12 protein-coding genes are annotated in these 12307 nt (G+C 64.1%); 6 read left to right on the top strand and 6 right to left on the bottom strand.

From position 1 onward, the window contains the following. The first annotated feature begins 155 nt into the window (after window positions 1–155). From uvrD to NRG23_RS19705, 4 genes are all read left to right on the top strand, one after another. Window positions 156–2339: a DNA helicase II gene (gene uvrD, locus NRG23_RS19720; RefSeq protein WP_009041397.1), complete on the top strand. Its 2184-nt coding sequence runs from the start codon at window positions 156–158 to the stop codon at window positions 2337–2339. Between the two features lie 292 nt (window positions 2340–2631). Continuing rightward, window positions 2632–3510 (top strand): Tim44 domain-containing protein, encoded by an 879-nt coding sequence (locus tag NRG23_RS19715; protein ID WP_009051633.1) that lies wholly within the window; start codon window positions 2632–2634, stop codon window positions 3508–3510. 138 nt (window positions 3511–3648) lie between these two features. Further along, entirely contained in the window at window positions 3649–4056 is a 408-nt protein-coding gene (locus tag NRG23_RS19710) for an SMI1/KNR4 family protein (RefSeq protein WP_007927598.1), read from the top strand. Window positions 4057–4112: 56 nt separating this feature from the next. After that, complete coding sequence (locus NRG23_RS19705; protein ID WP_373922229.1) at window positions 4113–4454, top strand: hypothetical protein; 342 nt, start codon at window positions 4113–4115, stop codon at window positions 4452–4454. 152 nt (window positions 4455–4606) lie between these two features. Here the strand turns inward: NRG23_RS19705 and NRG23_RS19700 are convergent, their stop codons facing one another. Then, complete coding sequence (locus tag NRG23_RS19700) at window positions 4607–6370, bottom strand: cation:proton antiporter (protein WP_041987981.1); 1764 nt, start codon at window positions 6368–6370, stop codon at window positions 4607–4609. Between the two features lie 266 nt (window positions 6371–6636). Here NRG23_RS19700 and NRG23_RS19695 point away from each other — a divergent pair, with 266 nt between their 5' ends. Beyond that, entirely contained in the window at window positions 6637–7119 is a 483-nt protein-coding gene (locus tag NRG23_RS19695) for an acyl-CoA thioesterase (RefSeq protein WP_007927601.1), read from the top strand. 62 nt (window positions 7120–7181) lie between these two features. Here the strand turns inward: NRG23_RS19695 and pdxY are convergent, their stop codons facing one another. Continuing rightward, window positions 7182–8054 (bottom strand): pyridoxal kinase PdxY, encoded by an 873-nt coding sequence (pdxY, locus tag NRG23_RS19690; protein WP_009051636.1) that lies wholly within the window; start codon window positions 8052–8054, stop codon window positions 7182–7184. Window positions 8055–8170: 116 nt separating this feature from the next. On the opposite strand from pdxY, the gene NRG23_RS19685 reads away from it, so the two are divergent. Further along, window positions 8171–8566, top strand: a complete 396-nt coding sequence (locus NRG23_RS19685) for a DUF3301 domain-containing protein (protein ID WP_009051637.1) — start codon at window positions 8171–8173, stop codon at window positions 8564–8566. Between the two features lie 144 nt (window positions 8567–8710). Here NRG23_RS19685 and NRG23_RS19680 read toward each other — a convergent pair whose 3' ends face one another. From NRG23_RS19680 to dksA, 4 genes are all read right to left on the bottom strand, one after another. After that, on the bottom strand, window positions 8711–9673 hold the full coding sequence (locus NRG23_RS19680) for a GTP-binding protein (RefSeq protein ID WP_257371807.1): 963 nt from the start codon (window positions 9671–9673) through the stop codon (window positions 8711–8713). A 163-nt stretch (window positions 9674–9836) separates the two neighbouring features. Continuing rightward, on the bottom strand, window positions 9837–10547 hold the full coding sequence (locus NRG23_RS19675; RefSeq protein WP_257371806.1) for a DUF1826 domain-containing protein: 711 nt from the start codon (window positions 10545–10547) through the stop codon (window positions 9837–9839). Further along, window positions 10547–11755: a zinc metallochaperone GTPase ZigA gene (gene zigA, locus NRG23_RS19670; RefSeq protein ID WP_257371805.1), complete on the bottom strand. Its 1209-nt coding sequence runs from the start codon at window positions 11753–11755 to the stop codon at window positions 10547–10549. The genes NRG23_RS19675 and zigA overlap by 1 nt, the downstream gene beginning before the upstream one ends. 33 nt (window positions 11756–11788) lie before the next feature. Then, window positions 11789–12193: an RNA polymerase-binding protein DksA gene (gene dksA, locus NRG23_RS19665; RefSeq protein ID WP_257375082.1), complete on the bottom strand. Its 405-nt coding sequence runs from the start codon at window positions 12191–12193 to the stop codon at window positions 11789–11791. Window positions 12194–12307: the final 114 nt, after the last annotated feature.

Below are 12307 nucleotides of genomic sequence, written 5' to 3'. Positions count from 1 at the left end.
GCAAATCGGCTCGAGCGCCGATCCCGCTGAAATTCCTCCGGCCAAGCCCGGCCAACGGCTGCAGCCCGTGACCGACCGGTCGTCCCCAGCGTTCTTTTATCGGCTAAACCAAAGCTTGGTTTGCCCGGTGTGCGCCAGCCCCCTAGAATGCCCCGATGCGCGATGATCTCTCCCTTCTGCTGAACTCCCTCAACGATGCCCAACGCCAGGCCGTAGCTGCCTCCTTGGGTCGTCAGTTGGTCCTGGCCGGTGCTGGCTCCGGTAAAACCCGAGTGCTGGTGCACCGTATCGCCTGGTTGATCCAGGTCGAGAACGCCTCGCCCCACTCCATCCTGTCGGTGACCTTCACCAACAAGGCCGCTGCCGAGATGCGCCAGCGCATCGAGCAGTTGATGGGGATCAACCCGGCCGGCATGTGGGTCGGCACCTTCCACGGCCTGGCGCACCGCCTGCTGCGGGCGCACTGGCAAGAGGCCGGCCTGAGCCAGACCTTCCAGATCCTCGACAGCGACGACCAGCAACGCCTGGTCAAGCGGGTGATCCGCGACCTCGGCCTGGACGAGCAGCGCTGGCCGGCCCGGCAGGCCCAGTGGTTCATCAACGGGCAGAAGGACGAAGGCCTGCGTCCGCAACACATTCAAGCCAGCGGCGACCTGTTCCTGGCCACCATGCGCGGCATCTACGAAGCCTACGAGGCCGCCTGCCAGCGCGCCGGGGTCATCGACTTCTCCGAGCTGCTGCTGCGCGCCCTGGACCTGTGGCGCGACCACCCGGGCCTGCTGGCGCACTACCAGAAGCGTTTCCGCCATGTGCTGGTGGACGAGTTCCAGGACACCAACGCCGTGCAGTACGCCTGGTTGCGCCTCTTGGCCAAAGGCGGCGACAGCCTGATGGTGGTGGGCGACGACGACCAGTCGATCTACGGCTGGCGCGGCGCGAAGATCGAGAACATCCACCAGTACTCCGAAGACTTCCCGGACACCGAAGTGATCCGCCTGGAGCAGAACTACCGCTCCACCGCCGGCATCCTCAAGGCCGCCAACGCCCTGATCGCCAATAACACCGGGCGCCTGGGCAAGGAGCTGTGGACCGACGGCGGCGAAGGCGAAGCGATCAACCTGTACGCCGCCTTCAACGAACACGACGAAGCGCGCTACGTGGTGGAAACCATCGAAAGCGCCCTGAAAACCGGCCTGGCCCGCAGCGATATCGCCATCCTCTATCGCTCCAACGCCCAGTCGCGGGTGCTGGAAGAAGCGCTGCTGCGCGAGCGCATTCCGTATCGCATCTACGGCGGCCAGCGCTTCTTCGAACGCGCCGAAATCAAGAACGCCATGGCCTACATGCGCCTGCTCGAAGGTCGCGGCAACGACGCGGCCCTGGAGCGGGTGATCAACGTGCCGACCCGCGGCATTGGCGAAAAGACCGTCGAAGCGATTCGCGAACATGCGCGCCACAGCCATGTGTCGATGTGGGAAGCGATGCGCCAGCTGGTGGCCAATAAAGGTGTGACCGGACGCGCCGCCGGCGCCCTGGGCGCCTTCATGGAACTGATCGAACACCTGGCGACCGTGACCGCCGAGATGCCGTTGCACCTGATGACCCAGACCGTCATCGAGCAGTCCGGTTTGATCGCCTACCACGAAGCGGAAAAAGGCGAGAAAGGCCAGGCCCGGGTAGAAAACCTCGAGGAACTGGTCAGCGCCGCGCGCAACTTCGAGCACACCGAAGAAGACCAGGAACTGACGCCGCTGGCGGCCTTCCTTGGCCACGCTTCGCTGGAAGCCGGCGACACCCAGGCCGACGAGCACGAAGACAGCATCCAGCTGATGACCCTGCACAGCGCCAAGGGCCTGGAATTCCCTTACGTGTTCCTGGTGGGCATGGAAGAAGGCCTGTTCCCGCACAAGATGAGCCTGGAAGAACCCGGCCGCCTTGAAGAAGAACGCCGCCTGGCCTACGTCGGCATCACCCGGGCGATGCAGAACCTGGTGATGACCTACGCCGAAACCCGACGCCTGTACGGCAGCGAGACCTACAACAAGGTGTCGCGTTTCGTACGGGAAGTTCCGAAGGGGCTGATCCAGGAAGTGCGCCTGTCCAACAGCGTCAGCCGTCCGTTCGGCGGTGGCCAGTCGCAGAGCACCAGCAGCCTGTTCGGTGGCAGCGAGATCCCGGACACCGGCCTCAGCCTCGGACAGGCGGTACGCCACTCGGTATTCGGCGACGGCGTGATCCTCAACTTCGAAGGCGCCGGCGCCCAGGCCCGAGTCCAGGTGAACTTCAGCGAAGGCAGCAAGTGGCTGATGCTCGGCTACGCCAAGCTCGAAGCCATCTGAAGCCTCGACTCCGACTTCGCCATGCAAGGGCGATGCTTCTGAACGAGAAGCGACCCGCGACATGGGGCGCAATCGGCCCGACCGGCGCCGGCAGTGAGACTGCTGGCGCCGGGATGTTTTGCCACTGAACCATCGCATCCGCCCAACGGACAAACCTGTACAGGGCCCACTTGCCTCGACCGAAGCTGAACCGCGGCTGTCAGGCAAAAGCCCGAAACACTCTGCCGCTAGCCAGTGACACTTCACCTGTGCAACATGGCGCGCGTGCCATCCACAAATGGGAATTCCCTTTATGAAACGTTTTCTTAGCATCGCCATGGCGTTGTGCATCGGCCTGACGATGAGCCTCGACGCCAACGCCAAGCGCTTTGGTGGCGGCAAAAGCGCCGGCGCTGCGCCGACCCACCAGACCAGCCAAATGGCTCCGTCCTCTTCCGGTATGGGTCCTGCCGCCGCGACCGCAGGGGCTGCCGGTGCCGCGGGTGCTGCCGCCAAAGCCGGCGGTGCTTCGCGCTGGCTCGGCCCATTGGCCGGTATCGCCGCAGGCGGCCTGCTGGCCTCCATGTTCATGGGCGACGGCTTCCAGGGCATGCAGATCTTCGACATCCTGATCATGGCGGTCATCGCCTTCCTGGTCTTCCGCTTCATCGCCGCCCGTCGTCGCAAGCAGCAGGAGCAGTACGCTCCAGCCGGCCACGCGCCGATGCAGCGTGAAGCCTTCGAGCCAAAACCGGCCTCCGGTTCGATCTTCGGCGGTTCGGCTGCACCTGCCGCCGCGGCCCGTCCGGTGATCAACGCCCCGGCCTGGTTCAACGAAGAGCGTTTCGTCGAAGCCGCGCGCAACCACTTCCAGTCCCTGCAGCAACACTGGGACGCCAACGAAATGGACAAGATCGCCGAGTTCGTGACCCCGCAGATGCTGCAGTTCCTGAAGCAGGAACGTGCCGATCTGGGCGACGGCTTCCAGTCGACCTACATCGACAACCTCAATGTGCAGCTTGAAGGCGTCGACGACCGCGCCGACAAGACCATCGCGACCCTGACCTTCACCGGCGTGTCGAAGAGCTCGCGTTTCGACCAGGGCGAAGTGTTCAGCGAAAGCTGGAACATGGAGCGCGCCCAGGGCGAAAACCAGCCTTGGCTGGTTGCAGGTATCCGCCAGAACGGCTGATCCTCTCCAGCGTCACATCGCTAATCGCAAAACCCCGGCCCAGGTCGGGGTTTTGCATTTCACGATTGCACTTATAGCGAGCTACTGTATAAACCGCCGTCTATTAAACCGCGCCATAGAGCTAAGAGGACCCAGGCCGTGGAAGAAGTCATCGAGCAACTCCGTGAAGCAAACGAACCGGTACCCGTTCCCCTGGAACTGCCGGATGAAGACCTGCTGGTGGAAATCGAAGAACAGCTGTTCATCAATATCCCCTTCGTCTTCAAAGAGTTCCTGTTGACCGTGAGCGATGTCGTCTACGGCAGCCTGGAGCCGGTCACCGTGACCGACCCGCAATCCCACACCTACCTGCCGGAAGTGGCCGCCACTGCCTGGGACATGGGCGTACCGCGCGAGCTGATCCCGATCTGCCAGGACGGTGACGACTACTACTGCGTCGAGGAAGACGGCACCGTGGTGCTCTGGTCCGGCGAAGAAGAGCTGATCACCGAAGAGTCCTGGGAGTCGGTATGGCACTGGGCGCGGGACGTCTGGCTGGAAAGCTGATCGGCCTTGCGCGGTTTCGCCCCGCGGGCGCAGGCGCATGGATCGACTGCCGCTCGTTGTGTGACGTTCACAAGCGGTCGCCCCAGCGGGTCGATCGCCGCATTAGCCTCGACCAGGCCCTGGACCGCCTCAAGCAGCGTTATGGCAATCAGGATTTCGAGTTGATCGGCTATTCCGGTGGCGCGGCACTGGCCCTGTTGCTGGCCGCGCGGCGAGACGACACTGCCCAGGTGCAAACCCTGGCCGGCAACCTGAGCCCTCGGCTATGGGCCAATGCGCTGGGGCTGAGCCCGTTGCACGGCTCCCTCGAGCCGCTGGACCAGGCACCCAAGCTGGCACGGGTAGCGCAACGGCATTTGCTCGGCCAGGCCGACCGCAGCGTGCCTGCCAGCCTCTAACCCACCTATCGACAGGCGCTGGGGACGAAAGCCGTGTGTGTGTGTGTGTGTGTGCAGTCCGTCAGCCTGCCCGGAGTCACCCACGACCAGGGCTGGCTCGAAGCCTGGCAATACTGGCGCGACCAGCCCTTGAGTTGTGCATCACCCGGCAATTAGTGCCCGTTGTCTTCCTTGTGGTTATCCAGGGTATCCAGCAGCGCCACCTGCATGCGGGTGTGCACACGGATGAACCAGCGCCACAGCAGCGCGGCCACCGCCGCCGTCACCACCGCGATCAGCACCAGCAGCTCGGTGGTCGGCAGGATACTCGAAGACAGCGCCGCCAATAGCAGGAAGATCACCAGCAACGACAGCACCGGAATCACCTCGGCGATCACCCGGCGCACGCGCTGGGTGTGGCGCCCGGCCATTTCCGGCTTCACGCCCATCTCCGCCAGCAGCATCGACAGGGCCTTGAGCTTGCGATAGGCAGCGATCAGGAACGGCAGCGACAGCAGCAGCGCCCCACCCCAGATCAGCGCCTTCTGCCAGCTCGGATCGCCGATCCAGTCCTGCAGGTATTCGCCAATGCGCGCAGCGAAATAACCGCCGGAGAAGAAGATCGCCACCACCAGCGCCAGGTTGACCCCGACCTGCAACAGGATCCTCCGGATCATCGACGCCAGCAGCGCACCCTCGCCGTGCGGCTGGATGCTGCGCAGCCATTCGCCGTACAGGCCCAGCACCCGGCTCAGGCGGGTCGGCATCACGGCGGCGAGCTTCAGCGACAGCGGGTCGGCGGCGCGGATCAGGTAAGGCGTGAGCAAGGTGGTAATGGCCGACACGGCGACCGCCACCGGGTAGAGAAAGTCACTGGTGACCTGCAGGGTCATGCCCAGCGCCGCGATGATGAAGGAGAACTCGCCGATCTGCGACAGGCCCATGCCAACCCGCAACGAGGTGCGGCCATCGTTGCCGGCGATAAAGGCACCCAGGCCGCAGGACAACATCTTGCCCAGCACCACCGCAACGGTGATCACCGCGATCGGCCAGGCGTATTGCAGGAGGATCTGCGGGTCAATCATCAGGCCGATGGCGACGAAGAAAATGGCGCTGAACATGTCGCGAACCGGTTCGATCAGGCGCTCGATCTTCAGCAATTGCCGCGACTCGGCCATGATCGCGCCGATCAGGAAGGCACCGAGCACCATGCTGTACTCCAGCTTGACCACCAGCAGGCAGAAGCCGAAACATAGCCCCAGCACGGTGATCAGCAGCATCTCGTTGCTTTCGAACTTGGCAACGTAAGCCAACAGCCGTGGCACCAGCAGGATGCCGATCACCAGGGCGACGATCATGAACAGCGAGAGCTTGCCGACGGTGGAGAACACTTCTCCGGAGCTGACGGTGCCGCTGACCGCGATGCTCGAGAGCAAGGCGATAATGCCGATGCCGAGGATGTCCTCGACGATCAGCACGCCGAAGATCAGCTGGGCGAAGCGCTGGTTCTTCATCTTCAGGTCGTTGAGCGCCTTGACGATGATGGTGGTCGAGGAAATCGCCAGGATCGCGCCGAGGAACAGCGAGTCCATGGTGTTCCAGTCGAACCAGCGGCCGATTTCGTAGCCGATCCAGATCATCAGTACGATTTCCATGAACGCCGCGATAAAGGCCGTGGCGCCGACCTTGAACAGCTTGCGCAGGCTGAACTCCAGGCCCAGGCAGAACATCAGGAAAATCACCCCCAGCTCGGCCAGGGTCTTGATCGTGTCTTCGTCGTGGATCAGGCCGAACGGCGGGGTGTGCGGGCCGATGATGAAGCCGGCGACGATATAGCCGAGGACCACCGGCTGCTTGAGCCGGTGGAAGAGAATGGTCACCACGCCTGCGACCAGCATGATCACTGCCAGGTCCTGAATAAAGCTGATGGCATGCATGGCGTGGGGCTCCTTGGGGTCGTTTTGTTGCGTGCGACGCGGCTTGTTACGCAACCTGCCGGCCAGCGGGAAAAGCCCTTGGGACGGGCTTTTGAAGGTTAACATTGCGACTTGTGCCAGAAAGGCGGTGCAATATATGGAAACAGATAGATCGCCGCGTGACGGCGGCCGCCGGCGCAGCGTCCCGTTATCGATGGTTTGAAACGCTGACCTAAGCACCCGCAGAGGTGCGCCCCGCAACCCCTGCCTTAACCCGTGAGTGTGCTATGGAACCCGGAAACGCCCAGCTGTCGATGACGGTATTGATGACCCCTGACATGGCCAACTTCTCAGGCAATGTCCACGGCGGCACCCTGCTCAAGTACCTCGATGAAGTCGCCTACGCCTGCGCCAGCCGTTATGCCGGCCGTTATGTGGTGACCCTGTCGGTGGACCAGGTGATCTTCCGCGAGCCGATCCACGTCGGCGAACTGGTGACCTTCCTGGCCTCGGTCAACTACACCGGCAACACCTCGATGGAAGTCGGTATCAAGGTAGTCACCGAGAACATCCGCGAGCGCTCGGTGCGCCACACCAACAGCTGCTTCTTCACCATGGTGGCCGTGGACGACCAGCGCAAACCCGCCGCCGTACCGCCCCTGCAACCACAAACCAGCGAAGACAAGCGCCGCTTCATGCAGGCCCAGCAACGCCGGCAGATCCGCCAGGAGCTGGAAAAGCGCTATCAGGAAATCAAGGCCGACGCCTGATGGTCCAAGACAGGCTCGCCGCTACCGAGCGAGCCTGTTCGTGATAAGCCCCACGCAACCCGTTACAGCTCGATCGGCACCGCCTCGAACCGCACCCGTGGATGGGTGATCCGGTCCTGGGCCCGTACCAGCTGCAACTCGTAACTGGCGCAAGCCTGGGTTTCCAGCAGCACTTCATGCACCGCCGCGGCGGTGAACTCGAACGCCGCCACCAGGCTGTCGCCCAGCAGCACCCGGGCCAGGAACAGGCCCGAAGTCAGGTCGCCTACGCCCACCGGCTGACGCGGGAATGCCAGCAGCGGACGACGCAGGTGCCAGCTGCCTTCGGCGGTCACCAGCAGCATCTCGAAGCCGTCCGGCAACTTGCCCGGGTAATCCAGGTGCTTGACCAGCACCGCTTTCGGCCCACGAGCCAGCAGCGCCCGGGCCATGGCCAGGCAGTCGAACAGCGACTGCGGCTTGCGCCCGGCGAAGCTGTCCAATTCCAGCTGGTTGGGGCAGAGGAAGTCCGCCACGGCCGCTGCTTCTTCCAAGAGGAAGTCGCTGACCTCCTGCGGCACGCTGCAGCCCTTTTCCGGGTGGCCCATCACCGGGTCGCACAGGTACAGGGCCTTGGGGTTGGTCGCCTTGATCCGCGCCACGCCACCGAGGATCGCCCGCCCCTGCGCCGCGCTGCCCAGGTAGCCGGACAGCACCGCATCACAGTTGCCCAGCTCGCCGATGGCGGCAATGCCTTCCACCAGCTCCGGAATCTGATGCGGCGACAGCACTTCGCCGGCCCACTGGCCGTATTGCGTGTGGTTGGAGAACTGCACGGTATTGAGCGGCCAGACATTCACCCCGACCCGCTGCATGGGAAACACCGCGGCGCTGTTGCCGGCATGGCCAAAGACCACATGGGACTGGATCGCGAGCAGATGAGGCGTACGTTTCATTCGGGTCATTCCGTAAAACGATTGAAATTCGAGCCGCGCAGTATGCGACTAAACGCAACCTGTACGACAGACCGAAGACGCAGTTAAGCTGGTGCGACTTCGTTGGAGCGCACCTCATGCTGACCCTTGGAAACATTTTCGTGCTGATGCTGCTGGCGACCGGCGCCGCCTGGCTATGGCACAACCACGGCCTGCGCGAGCGGGCGCTGGAGAGGGTCAAGCAGCATTGCGCGCGGCTCGATATCGAGCTGCTGGACGGCAACGTGGCGTTGAAACGCATCGGTTTCGTCAGGGACGCCAGTGGCCGCCGGCGCCTGGCCCGGATCTACAACTTCGAATTCACCGTCACCGGCGAAACCCGCCATGCGGGGACCATCACCCAGTTCGGCGCCCACAGCGCGCAGATCGAGCTGGCGCCCTACCCGATTGCAACTCCCGCGCCTCCACCCGTGCCGACACGCAGCGCCGAGGTGATCGAGCTGAGCCAGTGGCGTGAAGAGCGTAGCAAGTAGCGCCAACCGCCTATGCAATCCTGTAGGAGCGAGGCTTGCCCGCGAAAAAGACGTCAACGATGACGCGGTTTACCAGGATAAATCACCGCTTCGCGGCTATCGCGAGCAAGCTTCGCTCCTACAGAAGCATCGGACCACGTTGGGTTATTGGCAGCACTTGGCCAGGGATTGTTGCAGGACGGCCACGTCTTGCGGCTCGCTGAAGATCAGCTCGATCCGTGAATCGCGGCGCCATTCGCTGGCTTGCCAGTGCAACGCGGCGTTATCCAGGGCGTTGCCCGACACCCAGCCATTGGCACCCTGGATCACCAGCTTCGCCCGACGCCAGTCGAGGCTCGCCAGCCATTGCTCCACATGCCGAACATCGAACACCCGGCTCGGGTGCCAGCGCCAACCAATGCTCCAGCCGCCCTCCTGGGCCTGGCTCAGGCAGATGGGTTGGGCCGGATCGGTCCAGATCGCCGGCAACTGCGCCAATCCCTTGGGTACTTCGAAGGCCTCTACAGCCGCCCCCGCCTGAACATCCGCGCCAGGCAAACAGTCCAGTGGCAAGGTCCCGCGGGTGCTCCAGAACACCGGACAGGCCGGCAACTGCTCGAGAATGCCCTGACGCTGCACCGCGTCGAGCCCCTCCTCCTTGTTCAGCAGCAACAGGCCAGCGCTGGGCAGCGCCTCCTGTTGGGCCCGCGGCAGCGGCTTGCCGGCCGCCAATGCCTGGGCATCGAGTACCAGCACGCAAGGCTGCACGGCCAGGACCGTTTGCCAGGGCGCCTCGCGCAATTGCTGGAGCAGCTGCGCCGGGTGCCCCAGGCCGGAAGGTTCGATAAACAGGCGATCGGGCCGGGCCTTGCGCAACAGGCGCCCCAGGCCTACCTGGAACGGCGCGCCGTTGACACAGCACAGGCAGCCACCGGCCACCTCGCCCAGGGCGATACCGTCCTCGTCCCGGGTCAGCAGCGCCGCGTCCAGGCCGATCTGGCCGAACTCGTTGATCAGCACCGCCCAGCGCTCATGGGCCGGACGCTGCGCCAACAGGTGCTGGATCAGGCTGGTCTTGCCCGCGCCGAGGGGGCCGGCGATGACGTGGGTGGGGATGTTGTGCAGCATGGGTGGAGCGCTCGGAAAGAAGGTGATTGATCCTACGCGCTAACCCGCGACAGCGAAACGTAGCCGCTGCCGCAGGCTGCGATAAGGCGCGCAGCGCCTTTTGACGTCCTCAAGCGCACGTCGGCTGCGCTGCCGATCGCCGCCTGCGGCAGCGGCTACAGGGTCAGCCGAGCCAGTCCAGGGTGAGGATCAGCCGGCGTTCGCCGGGGGCCGGTTGCGGCGAGCGGTGGATCAGGCCGAAGCCTTCGTTGCCCAGCCACTTCTCGCCCTTGAACAAGGCCACCTCGCCGCTGGCGATCTGCTGGATCAGCGCGGCATCCGTGGGTTCGGCCTCGGCCTGGCCTAGCTGCCGGCGGTCCATCGCGCCCTCGCGCAGCCATTGGCTGCCAACACCGGCATAGGTGGTGATCAGCCGCACTGGCACATGGTCGACATGAAAACGCGGACACATGGCCTTATCCAGTACCCGCAGGCGCAGGCCGACGCGCTTGGCGCCCAGCAAGCAGGCAAAGGCGCTGACCAGCCAGGCGACATCGGCGATAAAGCCGTCGTATCCCTGCAGATCGCTGAAGCCGGAGGCCAGGCCGCGCAGGTTCGGCTCGGCGTCCTCAGTATCGAGTTCCAGCGACAGCGACTCGGCCAACGGTTCGTTCAGCGACAGCAGCAAGGCACCGAAATCGGCGATATGCGTCGGCAACCGGCGCTGCCACAGGGCCAGGTTGACCTCATCGTCCAGCACCTCGGCGAGGACGATGGGGGCCGGGCCGGAGGCCTGGCGGCGCGTCGGCTTTTGCAGGATTGGCCGCAGGACTTCTGCACCCGCAATCGAACGTCGACCGGCTGCTTTCACAGGGCTCAGGGACAGGTAAGGCATCAAGCAGCAGCCTCTTCATGCCAGGGGCCGAACGGGTCGCGCATCAGGCGCCAGCCCTCCACGCCCAGGGCCATTTCGTCGTCAGTCAGCAGGCAGTCATCGAGTTCCGCGGTGAGCCGAGCGAAGTCGATGTTCTGGCCGATGAACACCAGTTCCTGGCGGCAGTCGCCGGTGGCGGCGGTCCAGTTGTGCATGATCGCCGCGGTGCTTTCCGCGTCCTGCGGCCAGTGTTGCTTGGGCACGAAACGCCACCAGCGTCCGGCGAAACCATGGCGCATCAGACCGCCAGCCTGGGACCAGCTGCCCGCCTCCTGATGCTTGCTGGCGAGCCAGAAAAAGCCCTTGGAACGCAACAGCTTGCCGTTGATCCAGGGGCGGTTGATGAAGTCGAAAAAGCGCTGCGGATGGAACGGCCGCCGCGCCCGATAGGCGCTGGAGGCGATGCCGTACTCCTCGGTTTCCGGCACGTGCTCGCCGCGCAGTTCCTGCAACCAGCCCGGCGCCTGGGCGGCCCGCTCGAAGTCGAAACGGCCGGTGTTGAGGATCTTCGCCAACGGCACTTCGCCCATCACCATGGGGATGATTTCCGCCTGGGAATTGAGGCGTTCGAGGATGGCGATCAGCTCCTGGCGCTCATCGCTGCCGATCAGGTCGATCTTGCTGATCAGGATCACGTCGGCGAACTCGATCTGCTCGATCAAAAGGTCGGTGATCGAGCGCTCGTCCTCCTCACCCAGGGTTTCGCCCCGGGACGCCAGGCTTTCCGCGGCCTGGTAATCGAGCAGGAAGTTCATACCGTCGACCACGGTGACCATGGTGTCCAACCGCGCGATGTCGGCCAGGCTCTGCCCCGTTTCGTCGCGAAAGGTGAAGGTCTCGGCCACCGGCAGCGGCTCGGAGATGCCGGTGGATTCGATCAGCAGGTAGTCGAAGCGCCCGTCCCTGGCCAGCTTGCCGACCTCTTCCAGCAGGTCTTCGCGCAGGGTGCAGCAGATGCAGCCGTTGCTCATTTCCACCAGTTTTTCTTCGGCGCGGTTGAGGCTGACATCGCGCTGCACTTCGCTGCCGTCGATGTTGATTTCGCTCATGTCGTTGACGATCACCGCCACCCGCAGGTGGTCGCGGTTGCGCAGGACGTAGTTGAGCAGCGTGCTTTTGCCGGCGCCGAGAAAGCCGGACAGCACGGTAACGGGAAGACGGTCGGTCATCAGGGGGTCCTCATCGGGGGCTGGGTGGCTGGGTCAGATCGCCCGTTGATGGCGTTCACGCAGCTCTTGGCGTTCTTTGGCTTCGATACACAGGGTGGCGGTGGGCCGCAGCAGCAGGCGCCTGAGGCCAATGGGCTCGCCGGTTTCCCGGCACCAGCCGTACTCGCCGCGGGCCAGGCGTTCGAGGGCTTCGTCGATCTTGTCCAGCAGCTTCTTTTCCCGCTCCAGCAGGCGCAGTTGCCACTGACGCTGTTCTTCGGCGCTGCCGATATCGGCGGGGTCGCTGTGGGGCTCCTGCTCGCGCAGCACCTCGAACTCACCGTCGATGCGCTCTTGCAGCTCGACGCGCTGCGCCAGCAGCAGCTCACGGAAATAGGCCTGCTGGACGTCGTTCATGTAGTCCGCCTCGGGTTGGGCGAGAAGTTGCGCTTCGGTCATCGGGCGTTCAGTCATGGTGGGTCACGGATCAGGCTTTATTTAATGTTATAGTATAACAATACAAATAAGCCAACCCTCTCTTGCCGCCCACGACGAAGGGCGGGATGCTTGAGC

This window comes from Pseudomonas sp. T8, from assembly GCF_024610635.1.
In the GTDB taxonomy this organism is placed as follows: Bacteria; Pseudomonadota; Gammaproteobacteria; order Pseudomonadales; family Pseudomonadaceae; genus Aquipseudomonas; species Aquipseudomonas chlororaphis_I.
Note: the sequence above shows the minus strand (reverse complement) of the source record. Positions and strands in the feature narration are given on the sequence as shown.